Source organism: Chlorobaculum tepidum TLS (genome assembly GCF_000006985.1).
GTDB classification, from domain to species: Bacteria; Bacteroidota; Chlorobiia; order Chlorobiales; family Chlorobiaceae; genus Chlorobaculum; species Chlorobaculum tepidum.
Window position 1 is genome coordinate 1,585,993 of record NC_002932.3, and the last position, 25,706, is coordinate 1,611,698.

Annotated in this window: 22 protein-coding genes; 10 read left to right on the forward strand and 12 right to left on the reverse strand. The window is 57.4% G+C overall.

The features are described 5' to 3' along the window. Window positions 1-164 precede the first annotated feature (164 nt). Window positions 165-794 carry a DUF374 domain-containing protein gene (locus tag AYT24_RS07555; RefSeq protein ID WP_010933339.1) on the forward strand — a complete coding sequence of 210 codons (630 nt, stop codon included), beginning with the start codon at window positions 165-167 and terminating at the stop codon, window positions 792-794. Beyond that, the gene (lpxK, locus tag AYT24_RS07560) at window positions 787-1,839 is read left to right on the forward strand and encodes a tetraacyldisaccharide 4'-kinase (RefSeq protein ID WP_164927066.1); all 1,053 of its coding nucleotides are present in this window, start codon (window positions 787-789) and stop codon (window positions 1,837-1,839) included. Before AYT24_RS07555 ends, lpxK begins: the two co-directional genes overlap by 8 nt. A gap of 34 nt (window positions 1,840-1,873) precedes the next feature. On the opposite strand, the gene AYT24_RS07565 is transcribed toward lpxK, so the two are convergent. Next, window positions 1,874-2,419 carry a hydrolase gene (locus AYT24_RS07565; protein ID WP_010933341.1) on the reverse strand — a complete coding sequence of 182 codons (546 nt, stop codon included), beginning with the start codon at window positions 2,417-2,419 and terminating at the stop codon, window positions 1,874-1,876. 101 nt (window positions 2,420-2,520) lie between these two features. On the opposite strand from AYT24_RS07565, the gene AYT24_RS07570 reads away from it, so the two are divergent. After that, a complete protein-coding gene (locus tag AYT24_RS07570) occupies window positions 2,521-3,033 on the forward strand; it encodes a methyltransferase family protein (protein WP_164927067.1) in 513 nt (170 codons plus the stop codon). Window positions 3,034-3,055: 22 nt separating this feature from the next. Here AYT24_RS07570 and AYT24_RS07575 read toward each other — a convergent pair whose 3' ends face one another. Next, on the reverse strand, window positions 3,056-3,643 hold the full coding sequence (locus tag AYT24_RS07575) for a fibrobacter succinogenes major paralogous domain-containing protein (RefSeq protein WP_164927068.1): 588 nt from the start codon (window positions 3,641-3,643) through the stop codon (window positions 3,056-3,058). A 106-nt stretch (window positions 3,644-3,749) separates the two neighbouring features. Here AYT24_RS07575 and elbB point away from each other — a divergent pair, with 106 nt between their 5' ends. Further along, a complete protein-coding gene (gene elbB / locus AYT24_RS07580) occupies window positions 3,750-4,406 on the forward strand; it encodes an isoprenoid biosynthesis glyoxalase ElbB (protein ID WP_010933344.1) in 657 nt (218 codons plus the stop codon). A gap of 7 nt (window positions 4,407-4,413) precedes the next feature. Here elbB and AYT24_RS07585 read toward each other — a convergent pair whose 3' ends face one another. Next, window positions 4,414-5,283: an ABC transporter permease gene (locus AYT24_RS07585; RefSeq protein ID WP_010933345.1), complete on the reverse strand. Its 870-nt coding sequence runs from the start codon at window positions 5,281-5,283 to the stop codon at window positions 4,414-4,416. A gap of 140 nt (window positions 5,284-5,423) precedes the next feature. Between AYT24_RS07585 and ppdK the strand changes: the two genes are divergently transcribed. Then, entirely contained in the window at window positions 5,424-8,171 is a 2,748-nt protein-coding gene (gene ppdK, locus AYT24_RS07590) for a pyruvate, phosphate dikinase (RefSeq protein ID WP_010933346.1), read from the forward strand. A 99-nt stretch (window positions 8,172-8,270) separates the two neighbouring features. Here the strand turns inward: ppdK and AYT24_RS07595 are convergent, their stop codons facing one another. Together AYT24_RS07595 and AYT24_RS07600 are read right to left on the reverse strand one after the other, a co-directional pair. Continuing rightward, on the reverse strand, window positions 8,271-10,880 hold the full coding sequence (locus AYT24_RS07595) for a plasma-membrane proton-efflux P-type ATPase (RefSeq protein WP_010933347.1): 2,610 nt from the start codon (window positions 10,878-10,880) through the stop codon (window positions 8,271-8,273). Between the two features lie 284 nt (window positions 10,881-11,164). After that, complete coding sequence (locus AYT24_RS07600; RefSeq protein ID WP_010933349.1) at window positions 11,165-11,353, reverse strand: YgaP family membrane protein; 189 nt, start codon at window positions 11,351-11,353, stop codon at window positions 11,165-11,167. A gap of 585 nt (window positions 11,354-11,938) precedes the next feature. Between AYT24_RS07600 and AYT24_RS07605 the strand changes: the two genes are divergently transcribed. Further along, a complete protein-coding gene (locus tag AYT24_RS07605) occupies window positions 11,939-12,190 on the forward strand; it encodes a hypothetical protein (protein ID WP_010933352.1) in 252 nt (83 codons plus the stop codon). Window positions 12,191-12,379: 189 nt separating this feature from the next. Next, window positions 12,380-15,232 carry an excinuclease ABC subunit UvrA gene (uvrA, locus tag AYT24_RS07610; RefSeq protein ID WP_010933353.1) on the forward strand — a complete coding sequence of 951 codons (2,853 nt, stop codon included), beginning with the start codon at window positions 12,380-12,382 and terminating at the stop codon, window positions 15,230-15,232. A 10-nt stretch (window positions 15,233-15,242) separates the two neighbouring features. On the opposite strand, the gene AYT24_RS10535 is transcribed toward uvrA, so the two are convergent. Continuing rightward, a complete protein-coding gene (locus AYT24_RS10535) occupies window positions 15,243-15,518 on the reverse strand; it encodes a hypothetical protein (RefSeq protein WP_010933354.1) in 276 nt (91 codons plus the stop codon). 6 nt (window positions 15,519-15,524) lie between these two features. Here AYT24_RS10535 and AYT24_RS10540 point away from each other — a divergent pair, with 6 nt between their 5' ends. Next, a complete protein-coding gene (locus AYT24_RS10540; protein ID WP_010933355.1) occupies window positions 15,525-15,842 on the forward strand; it encodes a DUF1003 domain-containing protein in 318 nt (105 codons plus the stop codon). Window positions 15,843-16,102: 260 nt separating this feature from the next. On the opposite strand, the gene AYT24_RS07620 is transcribed toward AYT24_RS10540, so the two are convergent. Together AYT24_RS07620 and AYT24_RS07625 are read right to left on the reverse strand one after the other, a co-directional pair. Further along, on the reverse strand, window positions 16,103-16,927 hold the full coding sequence (locus tag AYT24_RS07620; RefSeq protein WP_010933356.1) for a 3'-5' exonuclease: 825 nt from the start codon (window positions 16,925-16,927) through the stop codon (window positions 16,103-16,105). Window positions 16,928-17,383: 456 nt separating this feature from the next. Continuing rightward, complete coding sequence (locus AYT24_RS07625) at window positions 17,384-18,625, reverse strand: MFS transporter (RefSeq protein ID WP_164927069.1); 1,242 nt, start codon at window positions 18,623-18,625, stop codon at window positions 17,384-17,386. A gap of 332 nt (window positions 18,626-18,957) precedes the next feature. On the opposite strand from AYT24_RS07625, the gene AYT24_RS07630 reads away from it, so the two are divergent. Continuing rightward, complete coding sequence (locus AYT24_RS07630) at window positions 18,958-20,595, forward strand: hybrid sensor histidine kinase/response regulator (protein WP_010933359.1); 1,638 nt, start codon at window positions 18,958-18,960, stop codon at window positions 20,593-20,595. 12 nt (window positions 20,596-20,607) lie between these two features. Here AYT24_RS07630 and AYT24_RS07635 read toward each other — a convergent pair whose 3' ends face one another. Together AYT24_RS07635 and AYT24_RS07640 are read right to left on the reverse strand one after the other, a co-directional pair. Beyond that, the gene (locus AYT24_RS07635) at window positions 20,608-21,264 is read right to left on the reverse strand and encodes an HAD family hydrolase (protein WP_010933360.1); all 657 of its coding nucleotides are present in this window, start codon (window positions 21,262-21,264) and stop codon (window positions 20,608-20,610) included. Window positions 21,265-21,288: 24 nt separating this feature from the next. Continuing rightward, entirely contained in the window at window positions 21,289-23,097 is a 1,809-nt protein-coding gene (locus tag AYT24_RS07640; RefSeq protein WP_010933361.1) for a B12-binding domain-containing radical SAM protein, read from the reverse strand. Window positions 23,098-23,318: 221 nt separating this feature from the next. Here AYT24_RS07640 and AYT24_RS07645 point away from each other — a divergent pair, with 221 nt between their 5' ends. Next, window positions 23,319-23,573, forward strand: a complete 255-nt coding sequence (locus AYT24_RS07645; protein WP_319792413.1) for a bile acid:sodium symporter family protein — start codon at window positions 23,319-23,321, stop codon at window positions 23,571-23,573. Between the two features lie 68 nt (window positions 23,574-23,641). On the opposite strand, the gene hcp is transcribed toward AYT24_RS07645, so the two are convergent. Further along, window positions 23,642-25,267, reverse strand: coding sequence for a hydroxylamine reductase (gene hcp / locus AYT24_RS07650; RefSeq protein WP_164927070.1), 1,626 nt, complete (start codon window positions 25,265-25,267; stop codon window positions 23,642-23,644). 12 nt (window positions 25,268-25,279) lie between these two features. After that, window positions 25,280-25,705: a tetratricopeptide repeat protein gene (locus AYT24_RS07655; RefSeq protein WP_010933363.1), complete on the reverse strand. Its 426-nt coding sequence runs from the start codon at window positions 25,703-25,705 to the stop codon at window positions 25,280-25,282. Window position 25,706 lies beyond the last annotated feature (1 nt).

Consider the following 25,706-nt stretch of genomic DNA (forward strand, 5'->3'; position numbering starts at 1 on the left):
GCCTCAAATCACCCTGTGGTTTGTCGGCGTGGATTGTTAAATTGCATCCGGCTGAGCGGGCCGGGCAAATGCAGGTATATAATGCATCGACGATCACAAAAACAATAAAAAAATCCGCTCTTAAAACCTCGCCTCCATTTCCCGATACACCGTTGACCCACTGAATGGCTTTCGTGAAACCAATTCTCCTGAAGAGCGCCACCTGCTTGCTCCCCCGCGTTCTCAAGCTCCTTTTCGCGACGCTGAAAATCAACGTCGGGTACGCCGGAGAAAAGCTGCCGGATGACCAGCGTGGCGTGATGTTCGCCTTCTGGCACGGCAAGATGATTGCCGGATGGCTGCTGGCAAGACGGTTGTATCCGAAGCGTGAGATTTCAGCCGTCGTCAGCCTCTCCGGCGATGGACAGATTCTGTCGGACACGCTCGACCGGCTCGGCTTCCACCTGATTCGTGGATCGAGTTCGCGGGGCAAGGAGGTGGTTCGTCGCGGCATCGGGGTAGCCCTGAGCAACGGCGGCGTGGCAGCTGTGACGCCCGACGGGCCGCGCGGGCCGCACCACCGCTTCAAGTACGGCACGCTCCGGCTCGCTGCACAGCACCGCACGCCGGTGGTATTCGCGGAGATCAGTTATGACAACGCCCGCCGCCTGAAAAGCTGGGATAGGTTTGAAATCCCGCTTCCCTTCAGCCGCGTCAGGGTCACGCTGCACGTCGTCCAGGTACCGGAGTTCCCGACCGAGGAGGCCTTCCGCGCCTGGGCCGATGAACTCTCAACAGGATTTGACGATGCATAACCGCAGCGCCGCCATCCTCCTGCGCCCCGCCGCCGCACTCTACGGCATGGTGATGAGCCTGCGCAACTGCCTCTACGACCAGGGGATTTTCAAGAGCTGGCATTCGCCGATTCCTGTGGTTTCTGTCGGCAACATCACCACCGGTGGCACCGGCAAAACCCCGCTCGTGGACTGGATCGTCAAGTTCTACGAAGCTTCCGGGATTGCAACAGCAATCGTATCGCGGGGTTACGGACGCCGGACAAAAGGCGTACAGCTCGTCTCGGATGGCGGCCGCCTGCTGCTCGGCAGCCGCGACGCGGGCGACGAAACCGCGATGCTCGCCGCGCGAAATCCCCGCACCATCGTGGTGGTCGCCGAAAAGCGCGTCGAAGGCGTGCAATTCCTGATGCACCAGTTCGCCGACCGCCTGCCCGGTGTGATCGTACTCGACGACGCATTCCAGCACCGCAAGATCGCGCGAGACCTCGACATCGTGGTGGTCAACGCCGGAGCGCCGGAGGAGATCGACGCAATGCTGCCCGCCGGACGTTTGCGCGAACCACTGCGAGGATTACGTCGCGCACACCTCATCATCCTCGGCAAAATCACCGACGACGCCAACTCCGCGACGCTGCTCCAGACATTGCGTGAGACCGGCAAACCGGTGATCCGCTCGAAGATCAAACCAGGTAAACTGATACATGTGGATGGATCGGAAAACGAAACGAATGAATCCGTCAAGACCCTCGCCTTCGCCGGAATCGGCGCACCGGAAGGGTTCCTGCACAGCCTCAAAACGGCAGGAATAAAGATTGCTGCAACAAAGTTTTTCCGGGACCACGAGCCTTATACAGAATCGGCGATCCGCTCGATCATCGGCGAAGCGAAGCGGCAAGGCCTCGTACCGGTCACAACTGAGAAAGACTGGTTCCGCATCGCGGATGAGCCGGAGCTTGCCGAAATGCTCCGGCAGGTAGGCTGCCGCTATCTGACGATTACCCCCGAATTCCCGGACGGGACGCAGGAGTTGGAGAGGCAGTTGCTGGATGTGTTGAAGCGCTGAACTAACTAAAAATCTATTTCGAAAAGAAGGATCCTCAGTCTTCCTTGACGATTTTCGATATGGCTTTAAAGGTATCACCTTCAGCAACACGCAAGAGTTCGAACATTGCCATCTCGGTGCTGGTTGGCACGGCCCCGGCGCGTTCGATGCAGCGGATGCCGAGCGCGCGGTTCTCCTCGGTTCGCGACGACACGCCATCGGTGACCAGATGCACGTTGTACCCAAACTCAAGCAGTTCCACGCAGGTCTGGTAAACGCACACATGAGTCTCCATGCCAACCACGAGAATGTCGTTGCAGCCAAGCACACGAAGGCGTTTCATGAACTCTTCGTTGCCGCAACAACTAAACGAAAGCTTCTCGAACGGCAAATCGTCGCCAATCAGCACGCCCAGTTCATCGACCGTGCGACCAAGTCCTTTCGGATACTGTTCGGTATGAACCACCGGCACCCCGAGAAGCTTGCACGCCCGGATCAGCTTGCCAGTGTTTTTTATGACGCGATCCGACTGAAAAACGGCGGGAGCAAGTTTTTCCTGAATATCGATGACGAGCAGAAGAGTTTCTTTCGGAGTGATCATAATGTGCTGTTGACTATGGTTCAAGCGTGATACTGAATCCATTTCCTGCATTTTTGAAGATTTTAAAATAGAGCAATTTGAACGACAGTCAAGATACTGCCATGGAAAAGGAATCCGGCAAATCGAAACGTTTTGGACAACGCGGAGAACATCTGGTCATCATCCAGATGGCGCTCGTGGCGATCTATTTTTTCACTCCTGCCTGGCCTGATCTGCGCAGCGGAGAACTTTACCGTCACCTCGCGCTGGTGCGCTGGATCGGCCTGGTTGCCGGAATGGCCGGCGGAGCCGTGTTCGGCATCGGCGGCTCACTGAACATCCGCAAGTACCTCACGCCGCTGCCCTACCCGGTCGAGCACAGCAGACTGGTCGATACCGGCGTTTACGCTCTGGTGCGCCATCCGCTCTACAGCTCTCAGCTCTTTGCCGCCGCGGGATGGACCATCTTCTCCCTGAGCCTCACGCACCTGATCGTCACCCTTGTGGCATTGATTTTCTTTAACTATAAAGCCTCGAAAGAGGAAGCGTGGCTGATGGAGCGCCACCCGGAGTACCGAAAATACGCCTCAAGAGTGGGCAAGTTCGTGCCGGGTTTTGGGCGGTTGAAAGCGTAGATCGCGCGCTCCCGATCAGTCTTCAATTGTCCTTCACGCATCGCACCGAAAGGCCCAACCCTTTGGCTACGCTGACCCGCTGCATTTTCCCGCCTGTTTTGCTGATTTCGCGGTTCCAGGCGTCGAACTCGCCTGAAGGCGTGGCCGCCCAGAAAAAGGCGGTACTGCCTTGGCCAAAGAAAAGGCCGAGGCAGTTGCGGCTTCCGGTGAAGGCGGTCTCAAAACCACGTCCGCCCGTTGCCGCTTCGAGTTCGCGCCACTCTTCGTCGTTCGGCACATGCCAGCCGACGGGCGCAAGGCCGCGCGGGTCGGCGACGGCGAACCAGTTGTAAAGGCGACCGCTGGCAGGATCGTTATCGTAGTCGCACCACGCCCCCTCCTGCCTCGAGATCGCGTCGTTCCACTCCTCAACGCTCTTCGCGTGACGAATCGGATCACCGTTGCGGTAGCAGTCGGTGGCGAGGTTTTCAGCCATCCAGACCTGCTCGCCGATGGTGATGCTCCGTATGCGCTTGTCCCGCTTTACGCAGCCGGTCACCAACAGCAACACCACGACAAACAGCAAAAACGGATCTCTACGCTGGAGCGCCGCGAAAAATTTTTTGATCATCAAGTCTCGACCACAAATGTTCGAAAAGCGGCTATTTTCAAAAGCGTCGCCTTTTTTATACCATACCATGAAAAGCTCATCCTCCCAAACACAAACCCGGAGCAGCATGAAAAAGATTGGAGTGATCCTTTCAGGGTGTGGCGTCTATGACGGAACGGAAATCCATGAAGCGGTACTGACCCTGCTGGCGCTCGACAAGGCGCAGGCCAAAGCGGTCTGCTTCGCACCCGACATTGCTCAGCGCCATGTAGTCAATCATCTCACGGGCGAAATATCGGAAAACGAAACGCGAAACGTGCTGGTCGAATCGGCCCGCATCGCGCGTGGTTCGATCCGGAACCTGCGGGACATCGACACGATGATCCTCGACGGCCTCATCATCCCCGGCGGCTACGGCGCGGCAAAGAATCTCAGCGATTACGCCGTCACCGGTGCGAACTGCGAAGTGCTTCCGGAGGTCGCCGATGCGGTCATGCGGTTCCGCAAAAGAGGAAAACCACTCGGCTTCCTCTGCATTGCGCCGGTCATCGCGGCAAAGCTGTTTGGCTCGGAGGGGGTCGAAGTGACCATCGGCAGCGATGAGCAAACGGCGGCGGACATCGCAGCGATGGGAGCGAAACATGTGCCGGCAGCGGTCGAGGAGATCATCGTCAGCCCCGACGCGAAAATCGTCACCACCCCGGCCTACATGCTCGGCCCCGGCATCAGCGACATTGCCAAAGGCATCGACAAACTGGTTGCCAAAGTGCTCGAACTGGCGTGAAAACCGCTCACTCCGGCTCGTAGGGAACGCCGAGCTCTTTCGGAGGCGCAGATTTGCCGACGAAACCGGCAAGCACCAGCAGGGTTATGAGGTATGGCAGCGACTGCACGAGCTGCGAAGGGAGCCAGCCGGAGGGCAGCCACATCGACATCGCCTCGGCGGCGGCGAAGAGGAGGCTCGCCAGCGCGGCTCCGGCGGGCGACCACCTGCCGATAATCATCGCCGCCAGCGCGATGTAACCGCGCCCGGCGGACATGTTGTCCGTGAAGCTGTGCTGCTGAAAGGCAAGAAAAACGCCGCCGAGCGCCGCCAGCGCCCCAGAGATCAGTACGCCGGAGTAGCGCAGGCGACGCACGTCAAGGCCCGCCGTCTCAACCGCTTTGGCGCTCTCGCCTGCCGCCCGGAGCCGCAGGCCGTATGGCGTCCGGAAGAGCACGAACTGCGCCACCCCGACCGTGAACACGGCGATGACAAGCAGCGGATCGAAAAGCGGCACGGAGACCTCCATCCCGGCGATACGAGCAGAGTTCATCGCGCTGCCGAAAAGGAGCCCGAGGCCAAAGCGGGTCGCGCCCATGACAAGAATATTGATGGCGATGCCGCTGACGATCTGGTCGGCCCGAAGCGTGATGGTGACGAAAGCGTGCAGCAGCGAAACAACGAGGCCGAGCGCGAGCGCGAACCCGATGCCCGCCCAGGCCGAGCCGGTCAGGTACTGACCGAGCATCGCGCCGAACGCGCCCGCGAGGATCAACCCTTCGAGCGCCAGATTGATGACCCCGCCCCGCTCCGAAAAAATCGCCCCCACCGAAGCGAACAGATAGGGAACTGAAATCCTGAGCACCTGCAGAATGAAAACAACGGCCAAACTCTCCATGAAACTGACGATTTGGGGGCTATCCCGGGTTTTTCCGAACGTTTTTTTCTGTTAAATTGACGACTCGGAAAAGTAATTTTCCGAACCCTAATATTCATGAATTTATTGTTGTTTTTTCGGGTCAACCAACCAACAGGAAAATGCCGAACTCGCACGCTAACGAAGAATCCGCCGCAGCCAAGAAGTACATTTACAGCTTTGCCGGCGGCGCCGCAGAAGGTGATGCCTCAATGAAAAATCTCCTCGGAGGCAAAGGAGCAAACCTGGCTGAAATGGCCAACATCGGCCTGCCGGTACCTCCCGGCTTCACTCTCTCCACCGAGGTCTGCGCCTATTACTACGATCATCAGAAAACTTACCCTGCAAACCTCTTCGAAACTGAAATTCCGGCAGCGCTAAAAAAAGTCGAGGACTATCTCGGAAAGAAGTTCGGCGACCCCGAAAACCCGCTCCTTGTCTCCGTCCGCTCCGGCGCACGCGCCTCGATGCCCGGCATGATGGACACGATCCTCAACCTCGGCCTCAACGACAAGACCGTCGAAGGGCTGGCCCGCAAATCGGGCAACCCCCGCTTCGCCTGGGACTGCTACCGCCGCTTCGTGTCGATGTACGGCGACGTCGTGCTCGACCTCAAACCGGCTGACAAAAAGCAGATTGATCCCTTCGAAGAGATTCTCGAACAGAAAAAGCAAGAGCTCGGCATCCACCTCGACACGGAACTTGGTGTCGATGACCTCAAAGACCTCGTAGGCAAATACAAAAAAGCGATCCTCGAAAAGACCGGTAAAACCTTCCCCGAAAATCCGGAAGAGCAGCTTCGCGGCGCTATCAGCGCGGTGTTCAACAGCTGGAACAACGAGCGCGCCATCGTCTATCGCAAGCTGAACCACATCCCCGGCTGGTGGGGCACCGCCTGCAACGTACAGGCGATGGTGTTCGGCAACATGGGCGAAGACTGCGGCACCGGCGTGGCCTTCACCCGCGACGCAGCGACTGGCGACAACATCTTCTATGGCGAGTTCCTCATGAACGCCCAGGGTGAGGATGTGGTGGCCGGCACCCGCACGCCGCTGAAAATCGAGCAGCTCGCACAGGAAAAGCCTGCCATCTACAACCAGCTCGAAGAGATTCGTTCGATCCTCGAAAAGCACTACCGCGACATGATGGACATCGAGTTCACCATCGAGAACGACAAGCTCTTCATGTTGCAGTGCCGCGTCGGCAAGCGCACCGGTTTGGCCGCCATCAAGATCGCTGTTGACATGTACAACGAAGGTCTGATCGACGAGAAAGAGGTGCTGCGCCGTATCGAACCCGAGCAGCTCAACCAGCTTCTCCGTCCTGTTTTCGACCTCAAGGAAAAGAAAGCCGCCATCGACAGCGGACGCCTGCTCGCCACCGGCCTCAACGCCGGGCCTGGCGCTGCCACAGGCCGCGTCTACTTCAACGCTGACGACGCGATGGAAGCCAACGCGCGTGGCGAAAAGGTGATTCTGGTCAGAATCGAAACCTCTCCAGAAGACATCAAAGGCATGAACGCCGCCGAGGGTATCCTCACCGAGCGTGGCGGCATGACTTCGCACGCAGCACTCGTCGCCCGTCAGATGGGCAAGGTCTGCGTCGCTGGCTGCGGCACGCTCCGCATCGACTACAAGGCTGGTGAAATGCGTGTCGCAGGCAAGGATATCGTCATCAAGGAGGGCGAGTACATCTCCATCGACGGCACCACGGGCGAGGTCATCGCCGGTGAGGTCAAGACCAAAAACTCCGAAATTCTCGAAGTGCTGATCGACAAGACCCTCGACCCGGCGGACGCTCCGACCTTCAGGATTTACAACCAGCTCATGCAGTGGGCCGACAAGTACCGCAAGCTCAACATCCGCACCAACGCCGACCAGCCCGACCAGGCTGAAATCGCCATCACCTTCGGCGCGGAGGGCATCGGCCTGTGCCGCACCGAACACATGTTCTTCGGCGGCGACCGCATCGACGCCATGCGCGAAATGATTCTGGCCGACGACATCGCGGGCCGCAAGGTGGCGCTCGACAAGCTGCTTCCCTACCAGCGCGACGACTTCTACGGTCTCTTCAAGGCGATGGGTTCGCGCCCGGTCACGGTGCGCCTGCTCGATCCGCCGCTGCACGAATTCCTGCCGCACACCGACGCCGAAATTGATGACCTGGCTGGCAAGATCGGCAAGACCAGCGCCGAGATCAAGGCCCGCATCGAGAGCCTGCACGAGTTCAACCCGATGCTCGGCCTGCGTGGCTGCCGCCTCGGCATTCTGCACCCGGAGATCATCGTCATGCAGGTGCGCGCCATCATCGAAGCCGCCTGCCGCATCAAGCAGGAGGGACAGGAGATCGTGCCGGAAATCATGGTTCCGCTGGTCAGCACCGTCAAGGAGCTCGAAATCACCAGCGAAGTGATTCACAAGACCGCCCGCAGCGTCATTTCCGAGCAGGGAGTCGGCGTGAAGTACCTGGTCGGCACCATGATCGAGGTGCCGCGCGCAGCCATCACCTCCGACCAGATCGCGCAGGCCGCCGACTTCTTCAGCTACGGCACCAACGACCTGACCCAGATGGGCCTCGGCATGAGCCGCGACGACTCCGGCCAGTTCCTGCCGATCTACCAGCAGCAGGAGATTTTCGCCCGCAACCCGTTCGAGAGCATCGACATCGATGGCGTTGGCCGCTTGGTCAGCATCTCGGCCAAAGAGGGGCGCTCGGTCAAGCCGGACCTCAAACTCGGCATCTGCGGCGAGCACGGCGGCGACCCGGCCACGGTCGAGTTCTGCCACAAAACCGGTCTGAACTACGTCTCATGCAGCCCCTTCCGCGTGCCGATTGCACGCCTGGCGGCAGCCCGCGCGGCATTGCTCTGATCCACGGCAAACAGCAACAGTTCAACGCAAAAAGGCGGCTCTCAACGGGCCGCCTTTTTTGTTTCATGGATGAACGATCTTCAATTTTCAGAACGATGATCAGTCGTGGTTGCGCTGCAGAAAGACTCGCTTGACAGCCAGCTTGATCGCGTCGTTGATGACGAATTCAAGCAAAGCATAAGCCCAGATCAAAAGCGCGTAGGTCCAGCCGATGGGGGTCACGAAAAGGCCGTAAACGGCGAAAATCGTACCGAGAATCTCAGTGCCAAAAGTTGCGCCGAAGAGCAGCGGCGAGGGCCACGGGCGCTGCCAGAACCAGCCTTCCGAGCGGGTAACATAGAGGGTGCTGTGCCCGGCGATGATGAGCTTGAGGAAGAGCAGCGTCTGGATCATCGGCTCCGAAAAGCCGTATTGCTGCAACAGGAAAAAGAGCAGGAACGATGCGATAACGCCGAACAGACCGAGCGAACTGGCGATGATGAGCAGCTCCTGCATCTTCCAACGCACCGGCGTTGGGTGAATCGTGCTGTTGTCGTAAGCAATGGCGAGGATCGGGATATCGTTGAGCAGCGCCAGCAAAATAATCATGAGCGGCGTAATCGGATAGAAGTTGAACACCACGATCGAGAGCGTCATGAAAAGAATGATGCGGATCGTTTCGGCAATACGAAAGGTGGCGTAGCTCTTCATGCGAGCGAAGGTGAGCCGCGCCTGCTGCATCGCCGCGTTGATGACCGACAGACCGGGCGCGGTGAGCACGATGTCCGCCGCCGCACGGGCCGCGTCGGTGGCGTTAGAGACCGCGATGCCGCAGTCGGCCTTCTTGAGCGCGGGCGCGTCGTTCACGCCGTCGCCGGTCATAGAGACGATATGCCCGCCTTTTTGCAGCGTATCGACGATGCGGTACTTGTCCTCAGGCACCACCTCGGCGAAAATATCGACATCCTCAATCATTTCCACAATGGCCGATTCGTGCGTGTGAATGAACTCGCGCTCCAGCAACCGGGTGTCGTAGAGCTTGCCGACCTGCTCCATCACATCGGAAGCGAACGCTTTGGCCTCCCGCAGTTCCACATCGCCTTTGAGCTTCCGGTAGATCGCCGTCGCAAGCACTTCGGCAAGATTGAGCAATTCGTTGGCCGACGCGCCGGAAAGCTGCGACGAGCGGATCGTTTTCTGCTCGAGACCAAGAATGCCACCGATCTCGCGGGCGATGGCCAGGTTATCGCCCGTCACCATCTTCACCTTAACGCCAAACTTGTGCATCTCGTCGATCACCTGCTTCGAGTCTTCACGCGGCGGATCGTAGAGCGGAATCAGACCAATCATGCGGAACATGCCCTCGCCCTCCTTCACGCCAACGCCGAGCGTTCGGTACCCTTTCGAAGCCAGTTCGTTCACCGAATCGTTGAGCTTCCGGGTACGTGCCTCGTCCAGTCCGGCCATTTCGATCACCACCTGCGGCGCGCCCTTGACCACGTGCACCGTGTGTCCATCCTTTTCGGCGTCGGCCTCGGTGCGCTTGCTGACTGGGTCGAACGGCGTGAAACTCGTCTGCTTCCACGACTTCCAGTCAACTGACTTTAGCTTCGTATCGAGATAACTGAAGATTGGCAGCTCGACCGGATCGTTGTTTTCGGGGCGCGAGGCGAGCGCGGCGTAGAGGAACAGCTCCTGTTCGGTGAAGCCTTCGAGCACCTCAGGATTGGCCACCTCCATCTGGTTTTTGGTGAGCGTACCGGTCTTGTCCGTGCAGAAAATATCGACCCCCGCCAGCTCCTCGATGGCCGCCAGACGCGAGACGATCGCCTGGCGCTTGGCGAGGTTCATCGCGCCGACGGCCATTGTCACCGAAAGCACGGCGGGCAAGGCGACCGGAATGGCCGCCACGCTCAGGACGAGCGCGAAGCGGATGATGTCGAGCAGCGGTTCGTGGCGGAAGAGCGAGACCATCACGATCAGCAGCACCAGCACGAGCGTCACCATGATGAGGAAGTTGCCGATCTGGATCACCATCTTCTGGAAGTGGCTGCGCTCCTGGCGCTGCGCTTCGGCGACGAGGGCGACCACCGACGAGAAGCTCGTGTTCATGCCGGTGTTGAGCACCACGGCGAGCATCTCACCCTGTTTGACGATGGTGTTGGCGAACGCCACCGCGCCGGTTTTGCGCGTCACCGGCAGCGATTCACCGGTCAGCGCGGACTGGTCGATCTGCAAGTAGTCGCCATCGAGCAACTGCACGTCGGCGGGCACGATGTCGCCGATGCGGATTTTCACAATGTCGCCCGGCACCAGCTCGCGCACCGGAACGCGCACGAACTGGCCGTTGCGCCGCACCGTCACCTCCTTGGAAAGGCGCTGCTTCAGCGTCTTCAGCGCATTAAGCGCCCGGTGTTCCTGCATGAAATCGAGACCCGCGTTGACCAGCAGCATCACGAAAATGATGCTAAAATCCTCCCACTTCTGCACCGCTGCGGAGAGGATTGCCGCGACCTCGATCATCCACGGAATCGGCCCCCAGAATCGACGGAAAACGCGGTGCCACAGTGCCTCCTCCTTCTCCTCGATCTCGTTGAAGCCGAACCGGCTCCGGCGTTCGGAAACCGCCTTGTCATCAAGACCGAGAGTCCGGTCAACCTTCAGCTCGCTGAGCGTCTCCTCAACCGGTTTTTGTTCATACTCCTTGCTTTTTCTGCCTTGTCCGTCCATGCTGTTTTGTGTCAAAAGTTAACGGCTAAACATTCCAGATGCACTTGCTGGAAAACACGATAAAGGCGATTGGCTTTTCTGGATGTAAGAAATGAAAAGCGGAGATCGCTGCTAAAAAGTTTCTCGCAAACTGTTCGTGAAGTAAAAACAAGAGCCGGTAGAACAAGGAGATAACGGGAACGGCAGTTTCGGGAGGAACAAAAAAGGGAGATCGAAATCAATCTCCCCGAAATATCGAACGCCTGCCGGACTCTTCCGGTCAGAAAAAGCGGCTGACGAAAGTTTCAGTCGGCATATTTGTTGGTGGTAACCCCGAGCACCTCATAAAGCGGGCAATAACCGATGATTGCCGTGACAATAGGAATCAGGCCGACAAGGCCGACAAGGTTCTGGAAAACAATGCTGTACAACAGCATGGCCACGCCCAGGATTGCACGAACGGCACGATCTTTTTGGCCCATATTTTTCTTCATGGTTGCTCCGGAAAGGTTAATGATCGGGATTGTAGATTTAGGCAGAACACACTGAAAAACCCGTTAGTACCTCGTCAAACCAAGGGAGTTAACTATTCAGCATGCCCGCAGGTAACTGCTTTCGTTACAGACTTTATAAAATATACAAAAAGATCGTTCAACGCCAGCGCCCTGCTACCCGCCCCTTGGCTCATCAGGGAGTGAACGGAATATAGCCCCTCATTATGGCGCGGAACGTCCCGCCTTTTCTGAAAAGCCAAAACTTGATTTCACTTCTCTATCACCCGGAATCCAGCTTCAGCCGGCTCCAAAAAGGTGCACATTGAAAAAAGGGTCTGATGGCCCGACGCCTCACAAAAAAGCTTTGCCATTGCGTGATGCGTACCAGTCGAAGTTACCAATCGCCGTCTTTGTCCTGATCGCCTCACGGAGATAACAGGTTTTGATCATCGTAATTTTCAGAGGCACCGGCCTGTAACAAATACAGCAGGAATTCCGGAGGTGTCTTTCGATAACAACCAGCCGAAACCCCTGCAATAGAAGAACTGTACCTCACGCAACTGAAAACCATGAGCCTGCAGATTCATGGCTTTCAGTTGCGGCGCTCAAACAGATGGTCTGTTCACTGTGTCAGGCGTGAGGATTCTCTTCCTTGGGCTTGAAAAACATACAGCCGCCTTCAGCGACGACATCCTTACCGAAGCAGGTACCGACGGACGGATTCGCGGGATTGACGGTAAAGCTCTGACACTCCTGGCACTGCTTACCGGGCTCTGCTTTCTGTTTGTACATGATCTCCATATTCGTAATACAGTTTATCGGTTCAACAATGGTTGATCCGTCTCATCACGGACGTTTGGAATATATACTTCAAAACAAATTTTCATCGCGTTTGTAACCCTCCTGAAACCTTTGTCATAACCGGAACCGTTTGAACCGGGAAAGCTGTTTTTCCGAGTTGATGTTTCGAAGAACATTGATAGATTGAAAAACAAACGTTTTTATAGGTTCATCTTGACACTGCGAATGGATTTCAGCCACATCAGCATACGAGGCGCACGGGTTCACAATCTCAGGAACATCTCGCTCGACATTCCCCGCAACAAGCTGGTCGTCATTACCGGCATTTCGGGGTCGGGCAAGTCGAGCCTGGCGTTCGATACGATCTACGCCGAGGGGCAACGGCGCTTCATGGAAACGCTCTCGCCTTACGCTCGTCAGTTCATAGGCAACATCGAGCGGCCTGATGTCGATTTCATCGAGGGGCTGTCGCCGGTGATCTCGATCGACCAGAAAAGCACCAACCGTTCGCCGCGCTCGACGGTGGGCACCGTAACTGAAATCCACGACTTTGTGCGACTGCTGTACGCGAAGGCTGGACGGCGCTACGATCCGGTGACGGGTCAGATGCTCCAGAAACAGAGCGAGGAGAGCATCCGCGAGGCGATCATGGTGCTGCCGGAGGGAACAAAGCTCCAGATTCTCTCACCGCTGGTGACGGGGCGAAAAGGACACTATCGCGAGCTGTTCGACCGGCTCATCAAAAAGGGGTACCTCCGCGCCCGCATTGACGGCGAGTACGTCGAGATGAGTGCCGGAATGCAGCTCGAACGCTACAAGAGCCACAACATCGAGCTGGTGATTGACCGGCTGGTGGCTGGGCCGGGCATCGGCGAGCGGCTCACTCAAGCGGTCAAACTGGCCATTTCGATGTCAGAGCACAAGTCGTCGGTGATCTGCGATACGGATGATCCGGAACGCGGAGAGCTGTACTTCAGCACGCAGTACGCCTACGCGGACGGCACTGTGCCGGTGGATGTGCTCGCGCCGAACCAGTTCAGCTTCAACTCCCCCTACGGTGCCTGCCCGGAGTGCAACGGCCTCGGCGAAGTCATGCAGCTCTCGGCGGAGCTGATGGTGCCCGACATGACGCGCTCGCTCGAAGAGGGCGCTATCGAGCCGTTCGGCAAGCCGGGCAAGCGCAACCTCTGGCAGGTGATTCGCGCCATCGCCAAAAAGTACGGCTTCTCGCTCACGACGCCGGTGGCCGAAATTCCGGTCGAGGCTTTCAACATCCTGCTCTACGGCTCCGGCAGCAAGACTTTTGACGTGGGTTACAGCTACGCGGGCAAGGAGCATCTCTATCCACAGACCTTTCAGGGCGCGGTGCCCTACGTCGAGGAGGTGCGGATGAACGCCAGCACGTCAAAGCTGCGGGAATGGGCCGAAAGCTTCATGATCCGCCAGACCTGCCCGGTGTGCGGCGGCGCACGGCTCAAACAGGAGAGCCTGCACGTCAAGGTGGACGGGCTGAACATCGCCGAAGTCGAGGCGCTGCCACTGCCCGAAGCGCTGGAGTTTTTCCGCGCCTTGCCGCCAAAGCTCACCACCAAGGAGAAGCTGGTGGCCGCGCCGGTGCTGCACGAAATCACCAAGCGCCTCGACTTTTTACTCAACGTCGGCCTCGGCTACCTCACGCTCGACCGCAACTCGCAGACTCTCTCCGGCGGCGAAGCACAACGCATACGGCTCGCCTCGCAGCTCGGCTCGCAGCTTTCCGGCGTACTCTACGTGCTCGACGAGCCGAGCATCGGCCTGCACCAGCGCGACAACCACAAGCTCATCGATTCGCTGCGCCGCCTGCGCGACCTCGGCAACACGGTGCTGGTGGTCGAGCACGACAAAGACACCATGCTTCAGGCCGACCAGATCATCGATCTCGGCCCCGGCGCGGGCGAGCACGGCGGCCTCGTGGTGGCACAGGGCACCGCATCGACGCTCGGCCCCGAATCGGTGACGGCGGGCTACCTCAACGGCACGCTCTCGGTGTCCTTCCCGCCCTCGAAGAAGAAGAAGAGCGAACAGCGGTACCTGAAGCTGAAAGGGTGCCGGGGCAACAACCTGAAACAGGTCGATGCCGAATTCCCGCTCGGCTCGCTCATCAGCGTCACCGGCGTGAGCGGCTCGGGCAAATCGAGCCTCATCAACGAAACGCTCTACCCGTTGCTCGCCCGCCACTTCTACCGCTCGAAAATTCTCGCACTGCCCTGTGACGGCGTCGAAGGCATCGAACTCATCGACAAGGTGGTCAACGTCGATCAGTCGCCCATCGGACGCACGCCGCGATCCAATCCGGCCACCTACACCGGCGCGTTCACCTTCATCCGCGACTTTTTCACCCGCCTGCCCGAAGCCCAGATTCGCGGCTACAAGGCGGGGCGCTTCAGCTTCAACGTCAAGGGCGGACGCTGCGAGGTATGCCAGGGTGCGGGCACCCGAAAAATCGAGATGAACTTCCTGCCGGACGTGTACGTGCAGTGCGAGCACTGCAAGGGCAAGCGCTACAACCGCGAGACCTTACAGGTAAAGTACAAGGGCAAGTCTATCGCCGATGTGCTCGAAATGCCCATCGAGGAGGCCGCCCTGTTTTTCGAGGATTTCCCGCGCATCCGACGGATTCTCGATACGATGCAGAGCGTCGGCCTCGGCTACCTCAAGCTCGGCCAGCCATCACCCTTGCTCTCGGGCGGTGAGGCGCAGCGCATCAAGCTCTCGGCGGAGCTGGCCAAAATCCAGACCGGCAAAACGCTCTACATCCTCGACGAACCCACCACCGGCCTGCACTTCCAGGACATCCAGCACCTGCTCGCCGTGCTGCGCAAGCTGGTCGAAAAGGGCAACACGGTCATCGTCATCGAGCACAACCTCGACATCGTGCGCAACAGCGACTGGATCATCGACCTCGGCCCCGAAGGCGGCAACGGCGGCGGCCATATCGTCGCTACCGGCACACCGGAAGAGATCGCCCGCCGAAGCGACACGCACACCGGCCACTACCTCAAGCTCGATGCAGGCGACCTTCTGACGGACACTGACTGACCGGCAAAACTCAACGCGAGACCACCATGAGCACAAACGATACGCACGCGCACGCCTGCCAGATTTGCGGAGAAAAGAAGCCGTCGCAACTCCGGCGGCCCATCGTCGTCCGCCCCGTCGTCTCGAAAATCATCCCGGAAAAACCGGCAACCGGGATGAAAACGGCTGAATATGCCTGAACAACCTGCAACAGTTCCAGCACCTCTACGTCGAATCGCTGCTGGAGGAGGAGAAGGGCGAGCTGACGGAGCTTGAGCGGGATGTCATCGAAGGGCTGCGCAAGCACGAAATTTTGTCGGAAAACCCGGACATCGAGTTCAACAAAAATCTCACTCTCGGCCAGCGCATGGCGGACTGCATTCTGCTCAACCTCGTGCTCTCGACCCTCGCCGCCATCCAGGCTCCGGTCATCATGATGAGCCAGAATCGCCAGGAGGAACGCGACCGACAACGCGCCATGTACGACTACAAAGTCAACCTGAAAGCCGAACTCGAAATCCGCCAGCTCCACCAGAACGTCGTCCACCTGCGCTCAAAGCAATGGGAGCGGCTGGTGGAAATCCAGGCGATTCAGATGGAGTTGATTCACGAGTTGCGGGGGAGGAAATAGAAAAACACGGGACAAATGGGTCAGATAGTTCCTTTGCGAGAAAATCACTCACCCAATCATAGTCCAAATCGAAATCGGACTTGCAATCGTGATTGAAAAAGCAGTCCCCGAAACCCCTACTGGTATTCAAGCCATGCAAATTACAGTATAAGCCACCTACTCAAGAAGGATTGCTGAGAGTATTTGAGAATTGAGTTATTGCGCTTGCTGAACAACACCCCTACTCTCTTCAGTCCTACGGCAATCATGTATCCAGTCGACTAGCGCAACGCTTTCCATGCATCGAGAAACAGGGCCAAATGCTCCGAACCGCTCTCGATCTCCTGAAGCAGAAGAGTTTCTAATTTATGCTCTTCCTGCACAAATTCATCTTCCGTCAGCATTCCGGAAAAATAGGCGGTTCTCAGCCATACAAGGTAGGTGGAGAGTGCATCAAACTGATTGTACTCGACAATTTTCCTAATATCGCCTGATCGCCATAAATCGATGACGTCAGCACCATCGATACCCATTTTGCCCGGAATTCCAAGTGAAGAGGCTAATTCGTGAAGCGATGGCATCGCCTTTCCGTAGCCACCGACCAAATCCTTCAAATCGATGCTAAAATCGCTATATCTGTTAAAGTAATCCACACCTTCCCAAGGCTTGTCAGGACGATGGCAAAAGGTCGGCGCACTTACCCTGTTCGCAAGGGCTCTTTGGTACAGAATAGGCAGGTCGGCATTTGACGAATTAAACCCTACGATTTGTGCTTTTTGTTTCCCGACGGCTTCCAAAAACTGTCGGATAATCTCCCCTTCCGCTTGCTCGCTAACATTCAAACCGGGTAGAGAGATGAGCTTAAGCGTTACTCCGTCTTTCACCCTTTTTCGAACAAGCGCAGCAATAGAGATGACCCTGCACATTACCGTTTTCAGATATGGGCGAGGGTCATCCGGTGTTGCACCACCCTTTCGCCACATGACGTCAAGGACTTCATCATCAGAAGCCGTATCCGGGATCTTGTAAATACGCCTGCCTGACGCCGGATCCGGAACCCACTCGACATCGAAAACAACTACATTATCTGTGATGAACTTGTACATTGTGACTCCTCAGTTTAGAACGTCAGCCCTCAAACAAAGCATAAAACACGGCACCGACGGTATCGATCAACTTACGTGTAAACCAATCTCGCGAATAAACCTTGTAGGCGACTGAGCGTTTTTGTTGAAAGATGAGAATATCCAAAAGGCCCTTTCAGTACGGGTCATGGCTACGTAGAAAAGCCGCCAAATGTCATCCAAACCTGATAATTATCACCCCACAAAAAGGTTACTTGCCTACCATTTTTAATACCCGGCATCATGCTGATTTCAAAGCATCAGAAACAGAGGAAACAGGCTGTCATTTTAAACATTGACAGGGCATAAAGATGAGGAGTGGGAACAAAGTCACATGAGACTTCCGGGTCAGACAAGTCCTATGGAACCCATAAGACTTGTCTGGCCCATTATTAGACCTATAAGTAACAATTGGGCGAATACGACCCAATCCCAGCTTCACATAAACTCCTCGAAATAATCGAGGTCCTTGTGGAAGGTCTCCTCCAGCGCCGCCAACGAGGCGAAGGCTGCAACCACACAGATCGCGCCGACAATGATCGCGCCGCCTTCGAGGCCGAAGTGGCCACGGGTGAACTGGAAGAGCATCGTGATCGGCACCACCATGCCGCGTACGAGGTTCGGCACGGTCGTTGCCACCGTGGCTCGGAGGTTGGTGCCGAACTGCTCGGCGGCAACGGTCACGAAAACGGCCCAATAGCCACCGGAAAATCCGAGGACGAACGAGACCCAGTAGAAAGCGGTCGGCGTCGCTCCGCGCTGCATGAAATAGATCGCGATGGAAACGATGTTCAGCAAAAGGAACATCAGCACCACCTTTTTGCGGCTCTTCAGCACCTGGCTCAACAGGCCGCTCGACAGGTCGCCGAAGACCAGACCGAGGTAGCAAAACATCACGGCGTTGCCCGCCGAGACCGCACCCTTGACGCCGAGCGCCGTGGCAAATTCGGGAGAGAAGGTGATGAGCACGCCGACGACAAACCAGATCGGCACGCCGATAAGAATCGAGTTCAGGTAGCGGAAAAAGCGGTCTCGGCTGGTAAAGAGCGCCAGAAGGTTGCCCTTGCTCACGGCTGTTTTGTTCTCCATCATCTGGAACATCCCCGACTCCGAAACCTTGAACCGCGCCACCAGCAGCAAGAGGCCAAGCGCGCCGCCAATGAAAAAGGCCGTGCGCCAGTCATAGTGCGTCGCCACCGCATTGGCAAGAATCGCGCCGGTCACGCCAATCGAGGCTACCAGCATCGTGCCGTAGCCACGCACCTTCGTATGCAGAATCTCCGAAACCAGCGTGATGCCAGCGCCAAGCTCACCGGCAAGCCCTACGCCCGCGATAAAGCGCAGCGCGGCATACGTCTCCAGCGACCCGGCAAAACCGTTGGCAATGTTGGCCAGCGAGTAGATCAGAATCGAGCCGAACATGATCTTCAGCCGCCCTTTCACGTCACCCAGCCAGCCCCACAGAATACCGCCGAGAAGCATGCCGATCATCTGCATGTTGAGCAGAAAAACGCCGTAATCGATCAGTTCCTGCCCCTGCAAACCGAACGCTTTGAGACTCGGCACACGCACGATGCTGAAGAGCACGAGATCGTAAATATCGACGAAATAACCGAGGGCGGCCACGATGACCGGAAGACTGAAAACATCGCGAATGCTCGCGCGGGATGAGTCCTGCATGGGAAAAAGGGATAAACAATTGACGAAACAGAACGGAAAATAAAACCTTTTCCGGGATATCATTCGATGTCAGAACATCCGGCAATCGACTGAATAATACCGTTTCATCCCAAAGATGGCGGTTCCGGCTTCGGCTAACCAAACGCAACGCCGTTTTGTTAACGCCCCGTATAAATTGTTATAAAAAAATATAGATTGTATTTAGTATTCATGCACGATGCATTCTGCCCCAGATCGGAAAACAAGCGCCATCGGTAATCACAATGCAATGAAAACCATTTATCAACAAGTGGCATCAATCTATCTCAATATCTGAAAATCTGCGCATATCGATGCCAACCCCTTTATTCGATACCTGTCTCTCTTCAGATGACCTGAACGCTTTTGATGCCAGCCAGAAACCCGGAACAACAACGTTCAACACCCTGGCGTCGCTCACTGAACTTTATGACGCTATTCCAGCCTCAATCATCATCATCGATGAACGGATGCGCCTGATCGGCTGGAACCGCTTTTCGCGCGACACCATCAACGGGCTGAGTGACAACGAAATGCCGGGTATCAACCCGATGAAGCGTGTGCACCCCGATGACCTCCCCGAAATGATCCGGAAAATGCGTAACGTCATCGACCTCGACATCGAACTGAGCGCCGAGTTCAGAATGTATCACAAAAGCGGGCCGCCCTACAAATGGGCGATGTGCCGGGGTAAACGGACCATCATTGAGGGGAAAACCTGCGTGGTGGCAGTCGTGACTGAAATCACCGATCTCAAGGAGGCTGAAGAGCAGCGCAAAAAGCTTCAGGAACAGCTCTTGCAGCTTCAGAAAATGGAGCTCGTCGGCCAGCTTGCCAGCGGCATCGCACACGATTTCAACAACGCGCTTGCAGCCATCATTGGCAACACGGAACTGGCGCTCAAAAAGCTCGACCCGGCCAACCCGGCCGTATCGAATATCACGGATATTCACACGCTTGCGACACGCTCGGCGAATCTTACCCGCCAGTTGCTCGCCTTTGCGCGCAAGCAGATGGCAATGCCTCGGGTGCTCAACCTGACCGAAGAGGTTTCGGACTGCCTTCGCCTGTACCAGCGGCTCATCGACAAGAACATCCATCTCGAATGGCATCTATGCGACGAGCCGATCCAGGTAAAGCTCGACCCCACGCAGCTCGAACAGATTCTCTCCAACCTGCTCGTCAACGCACGTGACGCCATCGATGGCAGTGGATGCATCACGGTCAGATGCGAAGGCGCACGATTCGAGCCGACCGACGGCAAAACCTGCAATCCCAGGCTCTCACCAGGGGATTATGCAAGACTGTCGATCACCGATAGCGGCTGCGGCATTGAAGCCTCCGTCTTGCCCCACATCTACGAACCGTTCTTCACCACCAAGGAGATCGGCAAAGGCATCGGACTCGGCCTTTCGTCGGTCTATGGCATCGTGAGGCAGAACAACGGTCATATCGAGTGCCATTCCGAACCCGGCAAGGGGACGACCTTCGATATCTGGCTCCCCCTGCATCAGGAATCGCAACAGAAAACGGACGTCCATGCTGACAAACCGCAAACTGAACTAAAGACAAAAGCGAAGATCATGGTGGTCGAGGACGAGCCCTACATCCTCAAACTGGTGCAGGATATTCTCGAAAGCCATGAATTCACGGTCTTCACGGCAACTGACGCTGACCAGTGCCTGCTCGCCGCCAAAACCCACGAGTACCGGATCGATCTGCTTGTAACCGACGTGGTACTGCCGACGATGAACGGCATCGAGCAGAGCCGGGTGCTCCAAAAGAAAAATCCGGCCATGAAATGCCTGTTCATGTCAGCCCACGCTCCGGATAACGTCGATGGTCAGAAAAAGCTCAGGGTTGGAGTGGATTTTATCGAGAAGCCGTTCGGCATCGACGAGTTTCTCCGTGCGATCGACCAGGTGCTGAACAGTGAGGTCGAAAAAATTTGAGGAGAACCGGACTCAGCGTGCCAGACGCTTGGTGGCGTTGACATGCTTCAGCACACCTGAAACATCCGCTTCCACCGCATGAGCACGGTCAAAGCGCTGCACCTTCGTCAGCGCATTGGGAACCGCGATACACCGCAGGCCGGCGGCGACCGCCGAATCGAGGCCACGCTGTGAATCTTCGACCGCCAGACAGCGCTCCGGCTTGACGCCAAGCATCTCCATCGCTTTGAGATACGGCTCAGGATGGGGCTTCGGATTGCTGATTTCGTCATCAGTCACAATCACCTCGAAATGATCGAGCAGTCCATTATTGCCGTGCATCAGCAGCACCTTGTCGCGCGGACTGCCGGTCACAATGGCAAGGCGCACAGTTCCGGCAAGCGCCTCGATGGTTTCGCGTACCTTCGGCATGAGCGGTACGGAATGACGCAAACGCTGGACAAACGCCTCATTGCGCCGGTCAAGCAGCGAAGGAATCAGCTCTGGCGCAAGGCCAAGTTCAGCGGCAATCTGATAGCTGTGTTTGGCGTTCCCAAGGTACTCCACCCCCCAGTACTCCGCCTCGACCTGCAAGCCGGCTTCGGCAAAAAAAGTCCGGGTCATCTCGAAAAACAGCGACTCACTGTCCACGAGCAATCCATCATTATCCCACAGAATGGCTTCGATCATAAAAATTCGTTACATCGTTGATAGTCACTTGAAACACCCCCGATACAGCCGCCAGAATCGCATCGCCACTTGGCGGATATCACGATCGGCGAAGAGCGCGAGCACTTGGCGTGGCGTCAGGCGCGGGTTGTTACGCATCAGTTCGTTGCGGTAGAGCAGACGCATGAGCGCGTCCATCGAAAGCGAAAAAGCAGCATCGACCACCTCGTCAAGGCTTACGGCCGGAAACGGGGCTGGCTCGCTCGCGGCGACCTTGCGCAGCTTCAGCACCCGCCGGTCGCCCGCCTGCTCGACGACGAAGTCGATCCGCTTGCCGGATGCCGCGTGCTCGAGGCAGACGCCGGTCGACTCCTTGAGCGGCGGCGGGGGCGGCGTTCTGGTGTAATCGAGCGCCGGATTGGTGCCAAGCCAGAGTTCGAACGCCTCGAAAACGATCTGCGAAGCCTCCTTGCGGTCAAGCGTTTTGTTGACCTTCAGCAGGAACACGAGCTGGAACAGGTCCTTCAGAAACGTCAACAGCACGCCACGATTGTCGTCACGCTTGAGCACGGAGCGGTAGTCGCAGAAGGCCACGTTGCCGTAGACCATCATGCGCATGATGTCGCGGTTCTCCATGTGCGCCGTGCGGATCACCGGCACGAAGTTGTTGTACAAATCCCAGTCGAACGAGGTGACGTTGTTCTCACGGGCGTACTCGTCAAAAATCCGGGTGCCGGGATAGGGGGTCATCGCCATAAAGAGCGTCTGGCGCAGGCCGAGCGCACGGGCAAATTTCGGGTAGGGCATCGTGTCCTCGACGCTCTCCGAATAGTGGCCGATGATAAAGTACCCCTCGGAGCCAACGCCGTACTGGTTCAGGAGATTAATCGCGGTCGTCACCTCGGCGAGCGAGTTCTCCTTGTTCATCAGTTCGAGCGTCTTCGGGTTCGGGCTCTCGATGCCGAGACCCACCTTGCTCAGCCCGATCTTGCGCAGCTTCGGCAGAATGCGCTCGGCGCGGATCACATCCTTGGCCCGCGTCTCAGTGACAATCCGGAAGTTGGTCAGCCCGCGCTCGATCATCAGGTCGCAGATCTTCTCGACGCGCCTGATGTTGGTCAGGAAGTTCGCGTCCCAGATCTTGAGCAGCTTCTTCTTTTTGCGGTCGTGCAATTGGGCGATCTCATCGACGACATTCTCGGCGCTCCGGCCCCGCCAGTGCTTGTGCATCTTGTCGTTCGCGCAGAACGAACACGTCCAGGGGCAGCCGCGCGAGGTGTAGATGGTGTCGATGGTGTAGTTTTCGCTCGTCTCTCCGAACCGCTTCGGGCGGAGCGAACGAAGCGGAAACCGGATCGAATCCACATCCTTGATAAGTTCGCGGATGCCGGTATGAACGAACACGCCGTTCTCCTTCCAGCAGAGGCCTTTTACATCGCGCGACGGCCCTTTTTCGACCAGCTCCCGGAAGGTCGCCTCGCCCTCGCCGATCACCACCAGATCGACGCAACCGAGATCGAGCACCTGTTCGGGTAGCGCGGTCGGATGGAACCCGCCCATCACCACCGTCACACCGTGCTTTTTGGCAATCCGCGCCAGCCGCTCCGCATTGTTGAAACCGCCGGTCATAGACGAGATGGCAACGAGGTCGAACGGGCGCGACTTCAGCAACTTCTCGAAGCTTTCGAAAATCCCGTCGTTATAATAGTTCTCCGGCATCGCCATGCTCTCGACGATATCCTCCACGGCAGCAGCAAGATAGCAGACACCGATGCAATCGCTGATATACCTCGGAAACGGCGTAACCATCGCCTGCGGAGCCTCGACAAAGCAGATATTCTTGTAATACGCCATACGGTGGCAGCGCTCCGGGTTGGGTTCAGATCAAGGAGATATGGAAGGATAACGATGCGATAAGCTAACCCTGAAGATTAGGCCTACACTCTGCTAGAAGATACGTGATTAATATGAAAAATGGGATGGATACGAGCACACTGCCTCCTCAGCAGCTGGAAATTATAGCCTCACTGTCCGGAAAGGATGCCGATAAAAATGGAAATCGAAATGCTCGATAAGTGCATAACCTCGGTGGTCTTGCTGCCGGCTATGCCGTGGCGACCGTCGCCAGATGTGATGTGATTGACAGGCGCACCATCGCCATAGAGATCGGAATGCAGAATTCGGGACTGGGCGTGACGCTGGCCAACCAGTTCTTCCAGCCGCTTGCTGCGCTGCCAGGCGCGCTCTTCAGCCTCTGGCACAACCTGTCGGGCATCGCGCTTGCCCGCCACTGGAGCAGAAAAGCGACGTTTGTAGCAAGCGAGGCGTAACAAAAAAAGCTGCCCCGGCAAACAACACCGGAGCAGCTTCGATACACTGGCTCTCTAAAAAATCCTCCTCAGTTCCCGGCCATCATCGCTTCAACATCAGCTTCGACCGTGCCAATCGGCTTGAGATCGAACAGCTTCACCAGCGTGGTAGCGATGTTCGGGGTGAGGAACTCCGGCAGTGTTGGGCCGAGCCTGATGCCCTTGACGCCGAGGAAGAGCAGGGCGAGCAGCACGGTGACCGCTTTCTGTTCGTACCAGGCGATGTCGTAGGAGATTGGCAGGTCGTTGATGTTCTCCAGCCCGAACACCTCCTGAAGTTTCATGGCGATCACGGCCAGCGAGTAGCTGTCGTTGCACTGACCAGCGTCGAGCACGCGCGGAATGCCACCGATGTCGCCAAGCTCCAACTTGTTGTAGCGGTACTTGGCGCATCCGGCGGTCAGGATGACCGTGTCCTTCGGAAGGGTTTCAGCCACGTCGGTGTAGTACTGGCGCGAGTTGTGGCGTCCATCGCAACCTGCCATCACCACGAAGCGCCTGATCGCGCCCGACTTGACCGCATCGACCACCTTGTCGGCCAGCGCCAGCACCTGGGTGTGAGCGAAGCCGCCAACGATTTCGCCGTTCTCGATCTCGATCGGAGGCTTGCAGGTTTTGGCCAGCTCGATGATCTCCGAGAAGTCCTTGCTGCCGCCGTCGGGACGCGCCGGAATATGTTTCAGGCCAGGATAGCCCGCCATGCCGGTGGTGAACATGCGGCCACGATAGGATTCGCGCACCGGTACGATGCAGTTGGTTGTCATCAGAATCGGGCCGTTGAAGCTCTCGAACTCACGATCCTGCGACCACCACGAGTTGCCGTAGTTTCCGACGAAGTGGTCGTACTTTTTGAAGGCTGGGTAGTAGTGCGCGGGCAGCATTTCGCAGTGGGTATAGACATCCACGCCGGTGCCTTCGGTCTGCTTGAGCAGATCTTCCATGTCGCGCAAGTCGTGGCCTGAGATGAGGATACCCGGACGGGTCCCGACGCCGGTCTTGACCGTGGTGATTTCGGGATTGCCGTAAGTCTCGGTGTTGGCCTTGTCGAGCAGTGCCATCGCCTTTACGGCGGTAGCGCCGCACTCCATCACGAGACCGAGCAGCTCGTCGGCTGGCAACTCTTTGGTCAGCGCGGACAAGCCTTTGACGTAGAAAGCGTAGATGTCGTCGTCGTGATAGCCAAGCACTGCGGCGTGGTCAGTGTAGGCGGCAAGGCCCTTGATGCCATACAGGATGAGGCTCTTGAGCGAGCGAAGATCGGGGTCTGCGCTCAGACTGTCGATGCTGCACGCCGCAGCCTTGGCGAGAAACTCCTCTTTGGTGCTGCCGCTCCAGTTCGCGGCGTCGTGCGCCGGAGTCGTTCCGGCGAGCGCCCTGACTTCGTCGCGCATGGCGAGCGCTTTCCGGATCTGCTCGACGATGGCCACGTCGTCGAAGTTGGTGTTGGTGACGGTCACGAACAGGCACTCGCTGATGAACTGCCCGTATTTCCTGTCAATCTTTCCTTCAAACCCCTCGGCACACAGGGCGATGCCCTCGGCGGCGTAGATCAGCGTATCCTGAAGTTTGGCGGTCAATTCATCCTTGCCGCACACGCCACGGACGTTGCAGCCTCCCTTGATGCTCTCCTGGCATTGGTCGCAATGCATAGACATAACGGTCTCTCCTTACTTTTTTGTTGTTTGTTTGTTCAAGTCCGGTGACAGAATGCGAGCCAGCCGCCTGTCGGCTGCGCTGCCCTCCTTGTCACCAAATTTCTCTTTCGCGAGCGCCCGCTGCACGAGAGCCGCTTTCATGATCGATTTCCGGGGTCTCGCCTCGATCACGGCGCTGAAGTCCTCGATTGCCCCGTCGTAGTCCCCGGTCTCGGATCGTATGATGCCGCGATTGCCGTAGGCGATGATCCTTTCACGGAATCGCAGACCGAGCTCGATCGCCATGGTGAGATCGCCCAGCGCCCCTTCGAAATCGCCCGCCGCGCTCCTGACTCCCGCCCGGCTGGCCCAGGCCTGTGCGTTGACCGGATCGGCCTCGATCTGACGGGTGATCTCCTCCTCGGAGCCGCGCCACTCCCCAAGTGCGTCCTTCAGCATC

What these genes read in the sequence shown, in the direction of transcription:
- AYT24_RS07555 (WP_010933339.1), top strand. Translation starts at nt 165, where the DNA reads ATGGCTTTCGTGAAACCAATTCTCCTGAAGAGCGCCACCTGCTTGCTC.
- lpxK (WP_164927066.1), top strand. Translation starts at nt 787, where the DNA reads ATGCATAACCGCAGCGCCGCCATCCTCCTGCGCCCCGCCGCCGCACTC.
- AYT24_RS07625 (WP_164927069.1), bottom strand. Translation starts at nt 18,625, where the DNA reads ATGCAGGACTCATCCCGCGCGAGCATTCGCGATGTTTTCAGTCTTCCG.
- AYT24_RS07605 (WP_010933352.1), top strand. Translation starts at nt 11,939, where the DNA reads ATGGCTTTCAGTTGCGGCGCTCAAACAGATGGTCTGTTCACTGTGTCA.
- ppdK (WP_010933346.1), top strand. Translation starts at nt 5,424, where the DNA reads ATGCCGAACTCGCACGCTAACGAAGAATCCGCCGCAGCCAAGAAGTAC.
- uvrA (WP_010933353.1), top strand. Translation starts at nt 12,380, where the DNA reads ATGGATTTCAGCCACATCAGCATACGAGGCGCACGGGTTCACAATCTC.
- AYT24_RS07575 (WP_164927068.1), bottom strand. Translation starts at nt 3,643, where the DNA reads ATGATCAAAAAATTTTTCGCGGCGCTCCAGCGTAGAGATCCGTTTTTG.
- AYT24_RS07620 (WP_010933356.1), bottom strand. Translation starts at nt 16,927, where the DNA reads ATGTACAAGTTCATCACAGATAATGTAGTTGTTTTCGATGTCGAGTGG.
- AYT24_RS07565 (WP_010933341.1), bottom strand. Translation starts at nt 2,419, where the DNA reads ATGATCACTCCGAAAGAAACTCTTCTGCTCGTCATCGATATTCAGGAA.
- AYT24_RS07630 (WP_010933359.1), top strand. Translation starts at nt 18,958, where the DNA reads ATGCCAACCCCTTTATTCGATACCTGTCTCTCTTCAGATGACCTGAAC.
- elbB (WP_010933344.1), top strand. Translation starts at nt 3,750, where the DNA reads ATGAAAAAGATTGGAGTGATCCTTTCAGGGTGTGGCGTCTATGACGGA.
- AYT24_RS07655 (WP_010933363.1), bottom strand. Translation starts at nt 25,705, where the DNA reads ATGCTGAAGGACGCACTTGGGGAGTGGCGCGGCTCCGAGGAGGAGATC.
- AYT24_RS07640 (WP_010933361.1), bottom strand. Translation starts at nt 23,097, where the DNA reads ATGGCGTATTACAAGAATATCTGCTTTGTCGAGGCTCCGCAGGCGATG.
- AYT24_RS07595 (WP_010933347.1), bottom strand. Translation starts at nt 10,880, where the DNA reads ATGGACGGACAAGGCAGAAAAAGCAAGGAGTATGAACAAAAACCGGTT.
- AYT24_RS07600 (WP_010933349.1), bottom strand. Translation starts at nt 11,353, where the DNA reads ATGAAGAAAAATATGGGCCAAAAAGATCGTGCCGTTCGTGCAATCCTG.
- hcp (WP_164927070.1), bottom strand. Translation starts at nt 25,267, where the DNA reads ATGTCTATGCATTGCGACCAATGCCAGGAGAGCATCAAGGGAGGCTGC.
- AYT24_RS07585 (WP_010933345.1), bottom strand. Translation starts at nt 5,283, where the DNA reads ATGGAGAGTTTGGCCGTTGTTTTCATTCTGCAGGTGCTCAGGATTTCA.
- AYT24_RS07570 (WP_164927067.1), top strand. Translation starts at nt 2,521, where the DNA reads ATGGAAAAGGAATCCGGCAAATCGAAACGTTTTGGACAACGCGGAGAA.
- AYT24_RS07635 (WP_010933360.1), bottom strand. Translation starts at nt 21,264, where the DNA reads ATGATCGAAGCCATTCTGTGGGATAATGATGGATTGCTCGTGGACAGT.